General features: G+C 70.8%; 18 protein-coding genes and 1 pseudogene. 9 read left to right on the top strand and 10 right to left on the bottom strand.

Features of this window, described 5'->3' with window-relative positions; translation table 11 throughout:
- Position 1: 1 nt before the first annotated feature.
- On the bottom strand, positions 2-622 hold the full coding sequence (locus tag ACJ73U_RS13580; protein WP_407777950.1) for a LysE family translocator: 621 nt from the start codon (positions 620-622) through the stop codon (positions 2-4).
- Between the two features lie 71 nt (positions 623-693).
- Here ACJ73U_RS13580 and ACJ73U_RS13575 point away from each other — a divergent pair, with 71 nt between their 5' ends.
- On the top strand, positions 694-1,464 hold the full coding sequence (locus tag ACJ73U_RS13575; RefSeq protein WP_407777949.1) for a DUF2470 domain-containing protein: 771 nt from the start codon (positions 694-696) through the stop codon (positions 1,462-1,464).
- A 129-nt stretch (positions 1,465-1,593) separates the two neighbouring features.
- Here ACJ73U_RS13575 and ACJ73U_RS13570 read toward each other — a convergent pair whose 3' ends face one another.
- The 4 genes from ACJ73U_RS13570 to ACJ73U_RS13555 form a co-directional block, all read right to left on the bottom strand.
- Positions 1,594-2,655 carry a hypothetical protein gene (locus tag ACJ73U_RS13570; protein ID WP_407777948.1) on the bottom strand — a complete coding sequence of 354 codons (1,062 nt, stop codon included), beginning with the start codon at positions 2,653-2,655 and terminating at the stop codon, positions 1,594-1,596.
- Entirely contained in the window at positions 2,655-3,155 is a 501-nt protein-coding gene (locus ACJ73U_RS13565) for a SigE family RNA polymerase sigma factor (RefSeq protein ID WP_407777947.1), read from the bottom strand. The genes ACJ73U_RS13570 and ACJ73U_RS13565 overlap by 1 nt, the downstream gene beginning before the upstream one ends.
- 188 nt (positions 3,156-3,343) lie before the next feature.
- Positions 3,344-5,752, bottom strand: coding sequence for a DNA ligase D (gene ligD, locus ACJ73U_RS13560; RefSeq protein WP_407777946.1), 2,409 nt, complete (start codon positions 5,750-5,752; stop codon positions 3,344-3,346).
- An 18-nt stretch (positions 5,753-5,770) separates the two neighbouring features.
- Positions 5,771-6,553 carry a CPBP family intramembrane glutamic endopeptidase gene (locus ACJ73U_RS13555; RefSeq protein WP_407777945.1) on the bottom strand — a complete coding sequence of 261 codons (783 nt, stop codon included), beginning with the start codon at positions 6,551-6,553 and terminating at the stop codon, positions 5,771-5,773.
- A 35-nt stretch (positions 6,554-6,588) separates the two neighbouring features.
- Between ACJ73U_RS13555 and ACJ73U_RS13550 the strand changes: the two genes are divergently transcribed.
- The 3 genes from ACJ73U_RS13550 (at position 6,589) to ACJ73U_RS13540 (ending at position 8,659) form a co-directional block, all read left to right on the top strand.
- Positions 6,589-7,047 carry a PPOX class F420-dependent oxidoreductase gene (locus ACJ73U_RS13550; RefSeq protein WP_407777944.1) on the top strand — a complete coding sequence of 153 codons (459 nt, stop codon included), beginning with the start codon at positions 6,589-6,591 and terminating at the stop codon, positions 7,045-7,047.
- Between the two features lie 117 nt (positions 7,048-7,164).
- The gene (locus ACJ73U_RS13545) at positions 7,165-7,413 is read left to right on the top strand and encodes a hypothetical protein (RefSeq protein WP_407777943.1); all 249 of its coding nucleotides are present in this window, start codon (positions 7,165-7,167) and stop codon (positions 7,411-7,413) included.
- 22 nt (positions 7,414-7,435) lie between these two features.
- Positions 7,436-8,659, top strand: a complete 1,224-nt coding sequence (locus ACJ73U_RS13540; RefSeq protein WP_407777942.1) for an arginine deiminase — start codon at positions 7,436-7,438, stop codon at positions 8,657-8,659.
- Here ACJ73U_RS13540 and ACJ73U_RS13535 read toward each other — a convergent pair.
- Both ACJ73U_RS13535 and ACJ73U_RS13530 read right to left on the bottom strand, forming a co-directional pair.
- Positions 8,640-9,536: a serine hydrolase gene (locus tag ACJ73U_RS13535; protein ID WP_407777941.1), complete on the bottom strand. Its 897-nt coding sequence runs from the start codon at positions 9,534-9,536 to the stop codon at positions 8,640-8,642. The two genes, ACJ73U_RS13540 and ACJ73U_RS13535, sit on opposite strands and share 20 nt — an antisense overlap.
- Positions 9,533-10,405 (bottom strand): LysR family transcriptional regulator, encoded by an 873-nt coding sequence (locus tag ACJ73U_RS13530; RefSeq protein ID WP_407777940.1) that lies wholly within the window; start codon positions 10,403-10,405, stop codon positions 9,533-9,535. Before ACJ73U_RS13530 ends, ACJ73U_RS13535 begins: the two co-directional genes overlap by 4 nt.
- Positions 10,406-10,478: 73 nt before the next feature.
- Between ACJ73U_RS13530 and bla the strand changes: the two genes are divergently transcribed.
- The 3 genes from bla (at position 10,479) to ACJ73U_RS13515 (ending at position 12,833) form a co-directional block, all read left to right on the top strand.
- On the top strand, positions 10,479-11,366 hold the full coding sequence (gene bla, locus ACJ73U_RS13525) for a class A beta-lactamase (RefSeq protein ID WP_407777939.1): 888 nt from the start codon (positions 10,479-10,481) through the stop codon (positions 11,364-11,366).
- A 163-nt stretch (positions 11,367-11,529) separates the two neighbouring features.
- Positions 11,530-12,039 (top strand): SigE family RNA polymerase sigma factor, encoded by a 510-nt coding sequence (locus ACJ73U_RS13520; RefSeq protein ID WP_407777971.1) that lies wholly within the window; start codon positions 11,530-11,532, stop codon positions 12,037-12,039.
- On the top strand, positions 12,039-12,833 hold the full coding sequence (locus tag ACJ73U_RS13515; RefSeq protein WP_407777938.1) for a hypothetical protein: 795 nt from the start codon (positions 12,039-12,041) through the stop codon (positions 12,831-12,833). Before ACJ73U_RS13520 ends, ACJ73U_RS13515 begins: the two co-directional genes overlap by 1 nt.
- Before the next feature lie 2 nt (positions 12,834-12,835).
- Here ACJ73U_RS13515 and ACJ73U_RS13510 read toward each other — a convergent pair whose 3' ends face one another.
- Positions 12,836-13,381, bottom strand: coding sequence for a ferritin (locus ACJ73U_RS13510; protein WP_407777970.1), 546 nt, complete (start codon positions 13,379-13,381; stop codon positions 12,836-12,838).
- Between the two features lie 132 nt (positions 13,382-13,513).
- Here ACJ73U_RS13510 and ACJ73U_RS13505 point away from each other — a divergent pair, with 132 nt between their 5' ends.
- Positions 13,514-14,653 (top strand): GNAT family N-acetyltransferase, encoded by a 1,140-nt coding sequence (locus ACJ73U_RS13505; protein ID WP_407777937.1) that lies wholly within the window; start codon positions 13,514-13,516, stop codon positions 14,651-14,653.
- Between the two features lie 25 nt (positions 14,654-14,678).
- On the opposite strand, the gene ACJ73U_RS13500 is transcribed toward ACJ73U_RS13505, so the two are convergent.
- Both ACJ73U_RS13500 and ACJ73U_RS13495 read right to left on the bottom strand, forming a co-directional pair.
- Entirely contained in the window at positions 14,679-15,623 is a 945-nt protein-coding gene (locus ACJ73U_RS13500) for a DUF5926 family protein (protein ID WP_407777936.1), read from the bottom strand.
- Between the two features lie 10 nt (positions 15,624-15,633).
- Complete coding sequence (locus tag ACJ73U_RS13495) at positions 15,634-16,428, bottom strand: glycerophosphodiester phosphodiesterase (protein WP_407777935.1); 795 nt, start codon at positions 16,426-16,428, stop codon at positions 15,634-15,636.
- 35 nt (positions 16,429-16,463) lie between these two features.
- On the opposite strand from ACJ73U_RS13495, the pseudogene ACJ73U_RS13490 reads away from it, so the two are divergent.
- Positions 16,464-16,733: pseudogene (locus ACJ73U_RS13490) on the top strand (cytochrome P450); the annotation flags it as partial.

Below are 16,733 nucleotides of genomic sequence, written 5' to 3'. Positions count from 1 at the left end.
GTCAGGAGGTGGCGGCGATCCGCAGGCCGAGGGCGATGAGGATCGTGCCGGTCACCGCGTCGATGGCGCGGCGGACCTTGGCGGCGGTGAGGAACCGGCGCAGCACGGTCACGACGTTGGCCAGGACCAGGAACCAGAGCAGGGCGGTGCCGGCGGCGACGGCCGCCAGCGCGGCCGTGTCGAGAACGCTCGCGTGTGCGGGCAGGAACTGCGGCCACAGGGCGAGGAAGAAGACGGCGACCTTGGGGTTGAGCAGGTTCGTGAGGACACCGGCGGCGAACGCGCCGCCGGTGGAGCGGGCCTTGGCGGGCTCGGCCTCCTGTGTGTACCCGCCGCGCCGGGCCGCCAGCAGCGCCCGCACGCCGAGGTAGACCAGGTAGCCGGCACCGGCCAGCTTGACGACCGTGAAGGCGACCGCCGAGGCGGCGAGCAGGCCGGCGATGCCGACCGAGGTGACGGCCGCCCACACCAGCAGTCCACATGCGATACCGGCGGCACAGGCCATGCCGGCGCGGCGTCCGCTGGAGAGCACGGAGCGGAGCACGACGAGGAAATCGGGGCCGGGTGCCATCGCGCTGAGGAGGATGACGCCCGCGAGGGCGAGGGCCTGGGTTACCGTCACCGGGTCAGGCTACTCAGGGGCCGTTGGAGCCCACCATGAGTTAGGCTTGCCTAACAAGCGGAGGTGGAGCCTTGACCGACCGACCCCCGGCGCCCAGCCCGGACGAACGCGCCAGGACCGTGGCAGCGCGCGGTCCGGCCACGCTGCTGCCGCCGGTGCCGTCCCTGCCGCCGACCAGCGCGCCGGCGGATCGCGTGACGCCGCTGCTGCACCACGTGCACGACGACGGCGCGGTGTCGGTGCTGCTGCCGTCCAACCACGACCTCGTGCGGTGGGACGGGGAGCTGACGTCGATGGTCGAGCTGGTCGACATCGCGCCGGTGCCGCTGCGGGAGTCGGTGCGGGGCCTGCTGTGGATCACCGGTCAGCTCGTGCGGCTGCCGCTGCCGGAGGCACGCACGGTCGCGCTGTCGATCGCCGCCGTCCGGCCGGACCCCCGGCTGCTGGACCTCGGCCACGGCGCCTCACTGCTGCGGCTGACCCCGGTGTCGATGGTGATCGCCGACGCCGACGGCACGCACCCGGTGACGCCGGCGGCCTTCGCGGCCGCGCAGCCCGACCCGGTCTGCCACCAGGAGGGCGGCTGGCTGCGGCACCTCGACCTGTCGCACACGGAGGTCGTGCACACGCTGCGCCGGCACCTGCCGGAACAGCTGCGGGGCGGTCACCTGCGGCCACTGGGGCTCGACCGGTACGGGTTGCGGTTGCGGGTGGAGAGCATCGACGGCGACCACGACGTGCGCCTGGCGTTCTCGCGGCCGATCGGCACGTTGCGGGAGCTGTCGGAGGAGCTGCGGCGGATGGTGGGGTGCCCGTTCCTGGCGCTCCAGCCCGGGGTCTAGGCGCTCGTCCAGGCGGTGCCGTCCGACGGGAACGGCATGCCCCTCGGACTTCGACCGGCCAGTGCCGGGACAACACGCGGGTCCTCCTCGCCCGAGGGAGAGGAGGACCCGCGTGGTGTGTGGATCGGCTCAGGGCAGGACGAGGCCGTTGGCGACGGCGTACAGGTCGGTCAGCGGCACGGCGCCGGCGACGGCGATCGGGGCGCCGTCGACCGCGTCGTGGATCCACAGGGTGTGGTAGCCGCGCTCGTCGCTGTAGCTCGTCTTGTGGCCCTGTACGGGTTGACCCGGGGTGGCGGACACGTCCTCCTTGGGACGGGTGTTGATGTCGATCGACGCCCCGGTGGCGCACGTGCCCAGCGTGTAGCTCGTATCGGGCTTCGAGCCGGACGCGTTCGAGCCGGCCGACAACGGACCTCTGTTCTCCGAGACGCTGAAGGTGCACATCTGCGTTCCGCTCGGCAGGTCGCCCAGGCCGAACGACGGGGTGACGGTCGTCGTGCCCGGGAAGCGGATGTGCTGCGCGACCTGGTGGCCCATGTCGATCAGCTGCTGCGCCTGCCCGGTGTTGCCGCCCTCGAAGGACACGCCCACGTACAGGGACCCGCCATCGGGGTGCGCCATGTACAGCTCGTAGCCGCCCGGACCTTCGGGGTTCGAACTCTCGACCGCGGGCCGCCCGTCGATGGTGACGTGCTTGCCCGGGCCGGACTTGAACGCCGCCTCGTCCGGCTGCGCCATCTTCATCTCCTGGACGTCGACGTCGAGGACCTTGCCGTTGGCCGTGACGGTGAGCAGGTACTCACCGCCGTAGACCGGCTTGTCCGGGTCCGCCGCGGAGCCTCCGGTGTTGATCCGGCGCGACAGGTAGTCGACCTGACCCGCCGGTAACCAGTCGAGGGAGTAGGGCATCGTCAGGTCCGCGATCGGCCGGGGCACAACGTTCGCCGGGCCGGCGGGCAGGACCTCGTCGGTAGGGCCGGCTGCCTGGGTGTTGCCCGGGTCCGGCCGGTTCAGCACCACGACCGTCGCCGCGGCGACGGTCAGCGCGACCACCCCGGCGCCGACCGCGAGTGGCCGGCTCAGCTTGCGGTCGATGCGCCGCTGCGCGGCGGCGAGCACCCTGTCGCCGTCGGGCGCGACGTGTTCGTGCGCCGTGAAGGTGTCCGTGAGCAGTTCCTCGATGTTCATCAACTCTCCTTGACCTTGGCCATCTTCTCGACGGTCAAGCCGGTTCGCAGTGTCGTGAGTGCCCGATGGGCGTGTGTGCGCACGGTGGCCTGGGCACACCCGAGCAGGTCGGCGATCTCGGCGTCGTCCCACTGCTCGTAGTACCGCAGCACCACCACCGCCCGCTGGCGCCGCGGCAACCGCCCCAGGCGCTGCCACATGTCCTCGCGCAACGCGTGGTCCGAGGCGAAGTCGTCCGCCCGCACCTCGTCAGGAAGGTCACCCGTGGCGATCAGGCGTGCCCACCTGCTGCGCCGCCAGGACAGGTAGCCGTTGGTGACCATCCGCACGACGTACCGGTCCGGGCGGTCCAGGTCGCTGATGCGGGACCAGCGGCGGTAGACCTTGACCAGCACGTCCTGCACCAGATCAGCGGCCTGCTCCCGCTCGCCGGTGAGCATCGTCGCGTAGCGCAGCAAACGCGGCAGGTGCGCTCGCACGAAGTTCTCGTAGTCAGCCATCGCTACTAAAGACTTCGCCGGCGCGCGATCTGTTTACCTGAGTTCGAGGCTCGACCGAACCGAACGCGCACACCCGTTCTCGACCTGGTCGCGCCGGGGCCCTCCCCCGGGTCCATTCTACCGGGCAGCGCCGACGATTCCGGGGCTGTTGATCTTGGCTGTGGACAGTCGGGGCGGCTGTGGATGAGTCACAGCTCCGGGAGTTGGGGGCGCTTCTTCGCCAGCAGGGGCTTCAGCAGGTCCGCGTGGTCGTCCAGGCGGGCCAGGGTGTCCTTGGCGGTGAAGGTGACGTCGTTCGGGTGGCGGCAGTTGGCCACCTCGTCCCAGGTGATCGGGGTCGAGGCCGTGGGGGTCGGGCGGCCGCGCAGGGAGTACGGGGCGACCGTGGTCTTGTACTGGTTGTTCTGGCTCCAGTCGATGAAGATCTTGCCGGGGCGCAGGTCCTTCGCCATGCGGGCCACGATCAGTTTCGGGTCCTCGCGGGCCAGGTGCTCAGCGACCGCCTTCGCGTACTCCGAGGTGCGTTCCGCCGCCGTCGTCCTGATCGGCGCGTACAGCTGCATCCCCTTGCTGCCACTGGTTTTCGCGTACGCCTTCAGGCCGTGGGAGGCCAGGACCTCGCGCAGTCTCAGTGCCACCTCGCAGCACTCCACGATCGTCGCGGGGGCGCCCGGGTCCAGGTCGAACACCAGCAGGTCGGGGGTCAGGCGCTCGCCCTTCCCGTCCACCTTCCACTGCGGGATGTGCAGTTCCAGTGCCGCCATGTGCGCCGCCCACACGAGGCTCGGCAGGTCGTTGAGCAGCACGAAGTCCAGTGTCTCGTTGCCCTTGCTGCTGCCCGGGGTCTCGATGCGGACCGTGCGAATCCACTCCGGGGCGTTGCGGGCCGCGTTCTTCTCGTAGAACGGTTGGCCCGTCACGCCGTCCGGGAACCGCCGAAGGGTGACCGGGCGGTCTTTCAGGTGCGGCAACATGGCCGGTGCCACCCTGCTGTAGTAGTCGATCACCTGGGCCTTGGTGAAGCCCGTGTCCGGGTACAGGACCTTGTCCAGGTTCGTCAGGCGCAGGCGGCGGCCCTCCACGTCCACCAGGACGTTCGTCTGTGGTGGCTCCTCGGGTTCCTCCTCCTCGACCGGTGGTGCCACGTCCACCTCGGCCGCCTCCGGTTCCAGGTCCGCCGCGTCCTTGTCCGAGCGCAGGCCCCGCCAGGACGGGGCGCGTAATCGGCCGTCCGGGGTCCAGTTGCGGAACTCGACCTCGCCCACCAGTTCCGGGCTGACCCACGTCGCGCCCTTCGCGCGTTCGCGGGGGACCTCGTTGGTGAACGGGTTCTGCTTCTGCACCAACGGTTTCAGGCGCTCCAGGAGCGCGTCCAGCACCTCGTCGGTGAAGCCGGTGCCCACCTGGCCGACGTACCGCACCCCCGCGTCCGTCGGGACGCCCATCATCAGGGAGCCGATCCCTCCCGTCCTTCGACCCTCGCCGGGGCGCCAGCCGCCGATCAGCACCTCCAGGGTCAGGACCTCGGTGATCTTCAGCCAGTCGGCGGTCCGCCGGCCGGGGTAGTACCTCGACGAGCGGCGCTTCGCGATCACCCCTTCCAGCCGCTGCTCGCGGGCCGTGGCCACGACCGCCGCGCCCTCGTCGAAGGACGGGGAGACGTGCCAGTGCGGGCCGTTCAGGTTCAGGCTCTCCAGCAGTTCCCGGCGTTCCGCGTACGGCAGGTCCACACAGGAACGGCCGTCCAGGTGCAGCACGTCGAAGATCAGGTACGTCACCGGGACCGAGTTGGACAGGCTCCGCGCGTGCCGCTCGTTGTTGACGTGCATCCGTTGCTGCAGCGCGGGAAAGCTGGGACGGCCATCGGCGAGCGCCACGATCTCGCCGTCCAGCCACACCTGCGTCGAGCCCAGTTCCTCGCCCAGCTCCTTCAGCTCGGGGTAGGTCACCGTGATGTCGTTGCCCTTGCGGGAGTGCAGGCGCAGGCGGCCGCCCTCGACGCGGGCCAGTGCGCGGACGCCGTCCCACTTGAACTCGTACGACCAGTCCGGCTCCTCGTCCGGCAGCGTGCCCGGGGACGCCAGCATCGGCTCCACGAGCTCCGGCAGCGGGACGAAGTCCCGGCGCAGCGGCGGGTCGGAGCGGCGGACCATCCAGTCCTTCTCGTCCTTGCCGCTGCGGAAGAACGTGTACTTGCCCTGCGCCCGCTGGCCGGAGAACACCACCGCGACCTCGCGGTCGGACCACTTCACCGTCTCGTAGCGGCCACGGTCCCAGATGAACATGCGCCCGCCGCCGTACTCACCCTTCGGAATCTCGCCGGAGAAGTTGAGGTACTCCATCGGGTGGTCCTCGGTGTGGACCGCCAACCGGATGTCACCAGGCACGTCCGGCAGACCCCGCGGCACCGCGAACGACACCAGCACGCCGTCGCGCTCCAGCCGGACGTCCCAGTGCAGGGAGGTCGCGTGGTGCTCCTGGATCACGAAGGTGTCGTTGTTGCCCGTTCCCTCGGGCGGGGAGTCCGTCGAGCCCGGCACGGGCTCCGGGGTCCGGTCGGGGTCCCGCTTGCGTCGGTACTCGTCGAGGCCGGCCATGACCTCATCAAACCCCGACTACGGCAGCCAGGCCACATGACCTCGCAAAATCGCGTAGCCGACGAACGCCACGAAGTCGATCAGGAAGTGCGCGAGCACCAGCGGCCACAGCCGGTTCATCCGCTGCCACACCCGGCCGAAGACCAGCCCCATGACCACGTTGCCGAGGAACCCGCCGAACCCCTGGTACAGGTGGTACGAGCCCCGCAGCACGGCCGAGACCAGCAGCGACGAGTTCTCCCGCAGGCCGAGCTGGCGCAGCCGCGTGATCAGGTAGCCGACGACCAGCACCTCCTCGGCCCACGCGTTGCCGAACGCCGAGAGCGGCAGCGTCAGGAACTGCCACCAGTGGTCCAGAGTGGTCGGCACCACCGTCAGGTTCGCGCCGACCGCCCGCGCGACCAGGTAGAACCCGAGGCCGGGCACCCCGATCAGTGCCGCGAGGCCGACCCCACCCGCGATGTCGCGGCCGGGACGGGTCCGGTCGAGGCCGATGTCCCGCAGCCTGACGCCGGCGCGCCACAGCAGGTACAGCCCCAGCGCGCCCCACGCGAACAGCTGCGTGGCCGACAGCAGCTGGCGCAGGAAGTCGAGCACCTGGTTGGTTGCCTGCGACACGTTCAGCGCCACGCTCTGTTCGGCGAGCGCCTGCTCCTGGAGCAGCGAGTCGACCAGCGACAGCAGGCTGCGCAGCCCGGACATGCCCAGCGTCAGCACGAAGACCAGCACGACCTCGACGACCACCTGCCGGCGGTTCTCGATCGGTGGGGTGTCGGGACGCGGCGGGTTCAGCCAGATCACGCCCGCACGGTACCGGCCGTCGTAGGGTGGTGGTCGTGCCCAAGTTCGCAACCGCAGACCAGGTCGATCGCGACGCGCTGAACGAGTTCATCCGCCCGCGCCACCACGCCGTGCTGGTGACCAGGCGGTCCGACGGCGGCCCGCAGCTCTCCCCCGTGACGTGCGGGTTGGACGGCGACGGCCGGATCGTGATCGCCACGTATCCGCAACGGGTCAAGTCACGCAACGCGAAGCGGGACCCGCGCGTGTCCGTGCTCATCCTCGGCGACGAGTTCAACGACGCGTACGTGCAGGTGGACGGCACCGCGGAGGTGCTGGACCTGCCGGACGCGCTCGAACCGCTGGTCGAGTACTTCCGGGTGATCTCCGGCGAGCACCCGAACTGGGACGAGTACCGGAAGGCCATGCTCAAGCAGGGCAAGTGCCTGATCCGCGTCACGATCGACCGCTGGGGCCCGGTCGCCACCGGTGGCTTCCCGCCGGAGCTCGGCTAGCCGCCCCATCAGGCACGAATTCCCGCCGAAATGCTTCACATCCTGGACTGGTGGTCAGACCCTGCTGACGATGAAATCCAAGGGCAATGAAAATCGTTTGCCTGAGGAGTTCGCCACATGATCGAGGTCCGTGTCTACTTCTGGAGTGGGACAGCCGACGAGCAGATCCACACCATCGCGATCAACGACGACAACGCCACGGTGCTGGACCTGAAACAGGTACTCGTCAGCCCGGATGGTTCCCCGTTCGCCGGTTACCAGGAGTGGCAGTTCGGGATCGCGGATTACCCGAACGGCTACCCCAACGGGTTGGCCGACGATCAGGCGCTGGTCGACGACGCGGAGTACATGGCCGTGATGGAGTAAGTCCGGTACTAGGCTCCGGAACGTGACCGCACCTGATCTCGACGTTCACGAGCAGCCCCGCGCCGAGAGCGAGGTCGGGCCGCTGCGCGCGGTGCTCCTGCACCGGCCGGGTGACGAGCTGAAGCGCCTCACGCCGCGCAACAACGACCAGCTCCTGTTCGACTCGATCCCGTGGGTCGACCGGGCGCAGGAGGAGCACGACGCGTTCGCCGAGACGCTCCGCTCGCGTGGCGTCGAGGTGCTGCTGCTCGCGGACGTGCTGGTCACGGCTCTGGGTGACGAGCGTGCGCACGCCGCGGCCGCCGACACCGCGGTCGACCGGCGGCGGGTCGGGCACGAGCTGGCCGACGCCCTCAGCTCGCACCTGTCGACGCTGACGCCGGCCGGGCTCGCGCACGTGCTCATGGCCGGCATGACCTTCGAGGAGCTGCCCGACGCCGAGGGCGCCTCGCTGGTGCGGCGGATGCACCACCCGCACGACTTCGTCGTCGACCCGCTGCCGAACCTGCTGTTCACCAGGGACTCGTCGGTGTGGATCGGGAACAGGGTGGCCATCGCGTCGCTCGCCATGCCGGCGCGCAACCGCGAGACCGCGCTGCTCGACCTCATCTACGCCTACCACCCGCGGTTCCGGTCGGCCGGCCGCGCGTACGGCGCGCACTCGGCGCCGGTCGAGGGTGGCGACGTCCTCCTGCTCGCGCCGGGTGTGCTCGCGATCGGCGTCGGCGAGCGGACCACGCCGGCCGGCGCGGAGTCGCTGGCGCGGTCGGCGTTCGCGGACGGGCTCGCGCACACCGTGCTGGCCGTGCCGATCGTGCAGGACCGGGCGACCATGCACCTGGACACCGTCTGCACGATGGTCGACCGCGACGCCGTGGTCATGTACCCCGCGGTGCGGGACACGCTCGTCGCCTACCCGCTGCGGCCGAGCGACGACAAGGGTGTGCTGGTCGAGGGTCCGGTCCCGTTCCTGGCGGCGGCCGCGGCGGCCATGGGCATCGACCGGCTGCGGGTGATCGACACCGGCCTCGACCCGGTCACCGCCGAACGGGAGCAGTGGGACGACGGCAACAACACGCTGGCCGTGGCGCCGGGCGTGGTGGTCGCCTACGAGCGGAACGTGGAGACGAACGAGCGTCTGGAGGACGCGGGCGTCGAGGTGCTGCGGATCAGCGGTTCGGAGCTGGGCAGCGGGCGGGGCGGGCCGCGGTGCATGTCCTGCCCGATCACCCGCGCCCCGCTCTGACCTCGTCGTGCAAGGCCCGCGCGACCTGTGCCATGAGTGCTTCCGCGCCCGGTTGGACCACCGCGGGCACCTGGGACTCGGTGAGGGCGGCGACCGCGAAGGCCTGGCCGTTGGCGTGTTCGACGACGCCGACCTCGTGGCGCAGGTTGAGCAGGCTGCCGGTCTTGGACGACCAGCGGGACGCGTCCGAGGTGAAGTCCGGGGCCAGACGCTGGCGCATCACGCCGTTGCCCATCAGTTCGCGGACCCGCTCGGCCGCTTCGGGCCGGATCGTCGACGGCCGCCACAGCGCCTGCAGCAGGGTCACGAAGACCCTGGCGGTGCCGGTGTTCGCGCGGCTGACGTCGAGTTGGGGCAGCGCGTGCCCGCGGCCGGCCGTGGTCGCCATGATGGCCAGCGAGTGGGCTAGGTGCGCGTCCTCGCGGCCGAGCCGTTCGGCCGGTGTCCGGGTCATGTCGACCATCGGGTGGCGGACCGCGATGCCGTCGAGGCCGAGCCGGCGCAGCTCCGCGACCACCTCGGCGGGCGGAGTGAGGGCGAACAGGGCCTCCGCCGCCGCGTTGTCGCTGATCGCGACGGCGAGGTAGAGCAGGTCGTCGAGTGCGACCGTGGCGGGGTGCCGGAACTTGCTCAGCCCGTTCGGCCCCGGCGCGACGACCCGTTCCGGGTGTACGACGATCGGCGCGGCCGGGTCCAGCTCACCGCGTGCGACGCGTTCCAGCGTGGCGATCGCGAGCGGCACCTTGACCAGCGACGCGATGGGGTACTCGACGTCCGGGTCGATGCCCAGCTCGTCGCCGGTGTCCAGGTCGCGGACGAGGAACGAGCCGCGCAGGCCGCCCTCCTCCAGTGCTTCACGCAGTTCGCGCAGGGTCACGGTTCCCCCAGGCAGCGGCCGATCGCCGCGTCGACCGCGGTCCGGATGCGTTGGGCGTCATCCCTCAGGGCGGCCGTCAGCTCGTAGCCGCGCGCCGGCGACAGCTCGCCCATCGGCCGCCAGTGCAGGCCGAGCTCGTCGGCCTGGGCCCGCGAGCAGAGCAGGAGGTCGGTCGAGCCGAGCACCTCGGCCGCGGCGGTGACGAGCGAGTTCGCGACGACCACCTGAGCCGGTTGGAGACCGACGGCGTCCCGCAGCCGGATGACCTGGTCGCGGATGTGGGGCACGTCGTCCTCCGGCTGGAGCCAGACGCGGCGCTTGCGCGCGGTCCGCTCACGGCGGCTTGGTCGCAGGGTCTGCAGGTAGATGGTCGCGCCCCGGGTCTCGGCACGGACGGCGAGTCCGAGCGGCACCCGCCACGTGCCCACGTCGGGTGGCACGGCGACGAGTGCGGCCCGGACGTCCAGCGTGCGCACGAGTTCCGCACGCTCGTCGGGACCGGCCGGGTGGGGGTCGAGGTTCAGGCCGTACCGGCGACCGTCGGCGACGAGTTCGGCCTGGTCGCGAGGGGTGCAGATCGCGGGCAGGGCGAGCCGGAAGGGGCGGAGCTTGGCGCGTTCGGCGTCGTGGGCCATGGCCTCGGCGAGTTCGACGAGGCGACGGGCGGACGGGAGCATCTCGCGGCCGAACTGGGTGAGGGTGACGCTACGGGAGGTCCGGTCGAGCAGGCGGGCGCCGAAGTGTTCCTCGAGCGCGGCCACCCGGCGGCTGGCGACGGACTGCGGGATGTGCGCGGCGGCCGCACCGACCGTGAAGCTGCCGTGTCCGCTGACGGCCACGAACGCCTTGCAGGCCGCGACCACGTCCATGTATGCGAATCTAGCATTGATGCCGGTCTTCGTGTCTTGGACAGCATTGCCGCCCACTGCCAGGGTCGGGGTCATGTTCAAGCGAGTGAGCGTGACTGTTGTGGCCGTGCTGGCGCTGGGGGCGTGTCAGGCCTCTCCTTCTCCTTCGTCGGACCCGGCACCGAGCACGAGTTCCGTCCGGGTGGTGCCGGCGGACTTCAGCGGGCTGGAGGCGCGGTTCGACGCGCGGCTCGGGGTGTTCGCCGTCGACACCGGGTCCGGCCGGGTGGTCGAGCACCGGGCGGACGAGCGGTTCCCGTTCTGCTCGACGTTCAAGGCGTTGCAGGCCGGGGCGCTGCTGGCCAGGACCGAGCCGGCGGACCTGGACCGGCGGGTCACCTACACGAGCGCGGACGTCATCGCGAACTCGCCGATCACTGAGCGGCACGTGGCCGACGGGATGACGCTGCGCGAGCTGATGGACGCGGCGATCCGGTACAGCGACAACACGGCGGCCAACCTGCTGTTCGCGGAGCTCGGCGGGCCGGACGGGCTGGAGAAGGACCTGCGTGCGCTCGGTGACCGGGTGACGGAGATGGACCGGATCGAGGACGCGTTGAGCGAGGGCACGCCGGGCGACGTCCGCGACACCAGCACACCGCGGGCGTTCGCCGCCGATCTGCGGAAGTACGTGCTCGGCGACGCGCTGCCGGCCGGGGACCGGACCCTGCTGACCGGGTGGCTGCGGAACAACACGACCGGCAACGCGGCGATCCGCGCCGGCGTGCCCGCGGGCTGGGTGGTCGGCGACAAGACCGGGACCGGCGGGTACGGCACCCGCAACGACATCGCCGTCCTGTGGCCGCCGGACGGGTCGCCGATCGTGATCGCGGTCATGTCCACCCGCGGCGAGAAGGACGCCACTCGCGACGACCGCCTCCTCGCCGAGGCCGCGAGGACGACCATCGCCGCACTCCGCTGATCCCGCTCACGGATCGCGCCTGCTGGCGGGGGGTTCTGCGCGGCACTTCACGCGTTCCGCGTGATCGTCACGGATTCCGAGCAACTTCCGGGCAACCTCCGGCGTCTCGCATGTGTGTATCCAACTGGTGGTGCCGAGTGACACCACGGGAGGAGGCACGCATCTGGACGGGGGAAGAGGGGCCACCACCGTGGAGGACTTCGCCGAGTTCGTGAAGGAGGCATTGCCGGGGTTGCTGAGGTACGGGCACATGCTGACGGGCAACCCGCACGACGCGGCGGATCTTGTCCAGACCGTGCTCGAGCGGGTGGGGGCACGGTGGCAGACGATCGCGCGCAAGACCGGGGACCCCGTCGCCTATGCGCGGAAGGCCATGGTGAACACGCACGTCAGCCGGTGGCGGCGGGCGAAGAGGGAGAGCCTCCTCGCCGACCTCCCCGACACACCCGACGTCCCCCGCGACGACCCGTTCGAGAACGAGCCGTTGTGGGAGGCGCTGCGTGGGCTGCCACCGCGCCAGCGTGCGGTGATGGTCCTGCGTTACTACGAGGAGATGTCCGAGGCGGAGATCGCGGCTGTCCTGGGGGTCAGCCGCGGCACCGTCAAGAGCCAGGCCAGCAAGGCGATGACGACCTTGCGGGGCAGGCTCGGCGCGTCGGTGGGAGGTGCCTGATGGATCACCTCGACGACGAGCTGCGGGCGCTCCTCCACAGTGACCGGCTGGACGTGGCGGTCCGGTCGGACGCCGACGAGATCATCGTGGCCGGCGCTCGCCGGGTACGTCGACGGCGGATCGTGGCGGCCACCGCGAGCGGCGCGCTCGGCGTCGTCGTGGTGGTCGTCGCCGCGTTCCTCACTGCCGGTGGCGCGCCGGACGCCATGCCGCCGGCGACCTCCACCACCACCCGGCCACCGGCGGCGCCATCGATCGAAGTCGAGACCCTGCTGCCCAGCGCGGCGACCGCCCAGGCGCCACCGCTGGGCACCACGACCACGACGACGACCCGGCCCAAACCGCCGCGGACGCCCACCAAGACGACCGATCCCGGCCCGCCCGATCTCAACTACCTGGTCATCGGGCCGACCGGGCTGCGTTCGGTCAGGCTCGGCCAGACGCTGGAAGACGCCCAGGCCACCGGGATGCTGGGGAGCGTCACCACGCACACCAGCGGCGGCTGCGACATCTACCAGCTCATCTCCGACGACCGGGTCACCGGCTCCGTCCGCATCTCCGACACCGTGCGGTCCATCTCCGCCAACCCGGTGCAGACACCGCAGGGCGTCGGTCCGGGATGGACACTGAGCCAGGTCGAGGAGGTGTACCCGGACGTCGACACGCAGGCCGCCACCGAGACCGGGGAGGCTCGTGTCCCGGTTCCGGGCAACGCCGCGGCGGTCTTCCGGCTGCTGATCTCCGGCGGCAAGGTCACCGGGGTCGCCCTGGAGCTGGCCGACGCGACCTGCTGACCCTAGACGGCACCACCGGCGGCACGCGGAGCGAGCGGGTCGGCACCCTCGTCGCCGACGGCCTCGCGGGCGAGGAAGTTCTCCACGTCGAAGAGGTTGCCGCCGGCCCGGCGCAGCACGTTCAGCAGCGTGGTCATCTGGGCGACTTCCTCGACCTGCTCCTTGAGGAACCACTGCATGAACTGCTCGCCCTTGTAGTCCTCCTCGTCGCGGGCGACCTTGGCCAGCTTGACGATGTCGTCCGTGACGGCCTTCTCCTGCTTCAGCGCCAACGCGACCAGGTCGGCGGCCTCGACGAAATCGTTGCGAACCTCGTCCACACCCGGAATGGGCGGCTGGATGTCGTTGTCCAGAAGGTATTGCACGATCATCATCGCGTGGTTCCGCTCTTCGAGCGACTGGCGGTAGAAGTGCTTCGCCAACTGGGGCAGATCCTGCCCGTCGAACCACACGGCAAGGGCGATGTACTGCTGTGATGCGGTGAACTCGTGCCGCACCTGCTCCTGCAGCAGTGAGTGGAACTTGGTGAGTGTGCCTGGAGTGCCCATAAATTCGATAATACCCCTGACCGCTAACGGAATCAATTTCGGCGCCATTTAGGCAAGCCTAATGAAATGCAATTCAGGTAAGGCACGCCTAATCAATTGCGCCGTGTGGCCGCGGTCGTCGAGGATGGGGTGGTGACGGATGCTCCTGTACTCAGTGACGGCGTGGTGACCCTGCGCGCTCATCGACTGTCCGATGTGGATGACGTGGTCGCGCAGTGCGTCGACCCGGTGTCGATCGCGTGGACGTCGGTGCCGGCCCCGTACGACCGCACGATGGCCGAGACCTTCGTGGGCGTGACCGTGCCGGAGGGCTGGCGCACCCGCACGGACCTCTGCCTCGCCATCGAGGCGCCGCACCCGGACGGCGAGCGACGCTTCTCCGGTTCGGTCTCGTTGCGCCCCATGCCTTACGGCCACGCGGAACTCGCGTTCGGCCTGCACCCGGCGGTGCGCGGGCAGGGTGTGTGCAGCCGTGCCGTGAAGCTGTTGCTGGACTGGGGTTTCCGGCAACCGGACATCGACGTGGTGGTGTGGCACGCACAGGTCGGCAACTGGCCGTCGTGGCGCGTGGTGTGGGCGAACGGGTTCTCGTTCCACGGCACGATCCCCCGGTTCCTGCCCTACCGCGGCGAGCGCCGCGACGGCTGGCACGGCACCCTGCGCGCGGACGACACCCGGGAGCCCAAGCACAGGTGGCACGTCCCGCCGGTACTGGAGTCCGACCGCCTACGCCTGCGCCCGCACCGCGACGACGACGCACCCCGCTACGGCGAACTGCTGAACGACGACAGCAGCCGCCGGTACGCGGGCCGCAACTCGGGCATCTTCAAGATGCCGAGCACGGCGCACGTCATCCACCGCGCCCGCGAGTACAACGCGAAGGGCGAGCGGGTGGACTGGACGATCGCCGACCGCGCCACCGACGAGTTCATCGGCCAGATCCAGCTGTTCAACCTCGGCGGCATGGACGTGACGTCGGCGGAGGCCGGGTACTCGGTGCACCCGTCGTGGCGCGGGCGGGGCGTGGTCACGGAAGCACTGGGCCTGCTGGTCGACTGGGCGTTCCGCCACCGGGACGAGGGCGGCCTTGGCCTGCGCCTGGTGGGGCTGGGCATCAGCACGACCAACGACGCGTCCCGCCACGTCGCGGAGAAGGCCGGCTTCACCCACGTGGCGACCCTCCCGCAGGCCTTCCCGGCCGGCGAAACGGGCTTCTCGGACGAGATGATCTACCACCGGTTCAACCCCGCGTGGCGGCCGTCCTGGGAGTGACCTCAGCCGAAGACCCCTGGGGTGGTCAGCGGATTGTCACCTGGCGGCCGATCAGGCCGTCGCGGGCGCGGCGTTCCTCGCCGGTCAGGGGCGTTGCCTCCAGGGACTTGAGTGCCTCGTCCAGGCGGGTGCCCAGTTCCTCCGCCGGCTTGGTCCACTCGCGGGCGTGCTGTTCGCGGTCCAGGTCCCACACCGGCACGAGCAGGCCGTGGGCGCGGAACGAGCCCGCGTACCGGGAGCCCTCGCCGAGGCCCAGTTCCCCGCGGGCCGACAGGCGGGCCAGGGCGAACAGCAGCTGCTCCTCCGGTTCCGGGCGCACCCAGCGCAGGTGGGCGCGGTCCCCCGCGTCGACCCAGTACGCGGCCGGGCCGATGCGTTCCGTCGGCATGATCGCCTGGTTCGCCCGTTCGAGGGACAGGGCCACCTCGCCCGCCGGTTCCTCGTCCTCGGGCAGCCACCACGAGAAGTCGCCGTGCAGCTCGGGGGACAGGTCGGCCTGGGCGTCGACCATGTCCTGCAGGCGCTCACGGTCGTCCTCCGCGGCCGTCTCCGGGCCGACCACGGGGAGCACGTCGCCCGGCTTGGCGTCCACGATCCAGCGCAGCGCGCGGGCCAGGTCCCGGCTGATGTCGCTCGACCGGGTCTGGACCTGCAGGCCCAGGAAGGCGCTGCCGTCCGCGCGGACCAGGCCGGCCGCAGCCATCGGCAGCACGGTCGCCAGGGTGACCACGCGGTCGGTGTCCACCGTCAGGGTGAGTGGTGCCGTCGCCGACGGGACGAACTCACGCAGGGCGATCAGCTCGCACTCGCCGGCCAGTCCCTCGAACGGGCGGCCCACCGGTACCTCGACCGGGCCGCCGGACAAGCCGTGGCACGCCTTGTACCGCTTGCCGGAACCACACGGGCACGCCTGCCGCGGGTTGATGCCGTCGACGGGCTTCTTGCTCTTCACGGCGGAACGCTTGGCCATGGGCCAGACGCTACCGGTTCAGCAGAGCGCGGGTCGTGGCCGGGGAGTTGGTCGCCAGGAACCGCACGCCCAGCTTCGCGCACAGGGCCACGTCGTCGGGCTCGTCCACCGTCCAGGCGTACGTCTCGTGCCCCTCTGACCTGACCCTTTCCACGTAGTCCGGGTCGCATCGCAGGAGGTGCACGCCCGGACCCGCGTAGTCGGCGTACGGCGGCAGCGTGCCGTCCCAGCGGGTGAACGACAGCTGCTCCAGCAGCAACACCGTCGGCAGGGTGTCCGTGTGCCCCCTGATCCGGCGGACCGCGCGCGACGAGAACGACATCATCACGATCTGCGAGTCCTCTTTGGACCTCGGTCGGGCCATGCCGTAGCGGCGCAGCATCGCCACCAGCTTGGCCTCGACCAGGCCGCCGTAGCGGACGGGGTGCTTGGTCTCCACGAACAGCTTGACGCCCGGGGACTCCTTCACCAGGTCCAGCAGCGACTCGAGGGTCAGCACCCCGCGTTCGGACTCGTCGGGGGCGCGTAGCACCAGGTCGTCGGCGTTCTCCGGCAGGCCGGGGTACCAGCTGCCGTAGTCCAGCTCCGACAGGCGCGCCAACGTCAGCGTGGACACGACGCCCCGGCCGGACGACGTGCGGTTGATGGTGCGGTCGTGGACGCACACGAGGTGCCCGTCGCGGGAGAGACGGACGTCGCACTCGAGCCCGTCCGCGCCCTGTTCGATGGCGAGCGCGTAGGCGGCGACGGTGTGCTCCGCCCGGTGCGCGGACGCGCCCCGGTGTGCGACAACATCGAGCTGCACGGCCGGAATCATCGCACAGCTAACGTGGACGCATGGTGTTCGACCCCCGCGATCCGGTGTTCCTCGCCGACCCCTACCCGGTGTTCGACGCGTTGCGGCAGCAGGCACCCGTGCACTGGCACGACGGGCTCGGGCTGGCCGTCGCGGTGTCGCACGCGGCGTGCTCGGAGGTGCTGCGGGACCGGTCGGCCGGGCGCCTCTGGCGGGACAGGGAGCCGGCGTCGGACTTCGCCGCGTTCAACCTGCTGCACCAGAACTCGCTGCTGGAGAGCGAGCCGCCCCGGCACACGCGGCTGCGGCGGCTG

It is taken from the genome of Actinophytocola sp. (assembly GCF_045807065.1).
In the GTDB taxonomy this organism is placed as follows: domain Bacteria; phylum Actinomycetota; class Actinomycetes; order Mycobacteriales; family Pseudonocardiaceae; genus Actinophytocola.
Note: the sequence above shows the minus strand (reverse complement) of the source record. Positions and strands in the feature narration are given on the sequence as shown.